Source organism: Streptomyces endocoffeicus (genome assembly GCF_016741935.1).
GTDB lineage: Bacteria > Actinomycetota > Actinomycetes > Streptomycetales > Streptomycetaceae > Streptomyces > Streptomyces endocoffeicus.
In genome coordinates this window covers 1-341 of the sequence record NZ_JAERRG010000239.1, presented here as the reverse complement: position 1 = coordinate 341, position 341 = coordinate 1, and the positions used below count along the sequence as shown (strand labels likewise).

The window sequence follows — 341 nt, the reverse complement described above, 5'->3', positions numbered from 1 at the left end:
CACTCCCAGGACCTCGGCGTACACGCTCGCCAGCACATCCTCGGCGGCCGAGCGGGGGGCGCGGTACTCGCCGCCGCTGAAGTCGGGCGCGGGCAGGGCGGCGCGGTCCAGCTTCCCATTGGGCGCCAGCGGCAGCCGGTCGAGCATGACGAAGACGGCGGGCACCATGAACTCCGGCAGCCGGTCGGAGACAAAGCGGCGCAGTTCCCGGACGGAGACTCCCGCGGTCAGATCGACTTCCAGGTCCCCGAGGCTGTGGACGTTGCCGAGTCCGCTCTCCGGTGCCTCGGCGGGGACGACGTAGCCGATGAGCTGCTTCACCCCACCCCGGCCCTGACCCA

Annotated in this window: 1 protein-coding gene; it reads right to left on the bottom strand. The window is 71.8% G+C overall.

What is annotated here, in order from left to right; all coding sequences use genetic code 11:
* On the bottom strand, positions 1-321 hold a 321-nt coding region (locus JK364_RS54780), incomplete at its 3' end, for a hypothetical protein (RefSeq protein ID WP_307841751.1).
* Between the last annotated feature and the right edge of the window lie 20 nt (positions 322-341).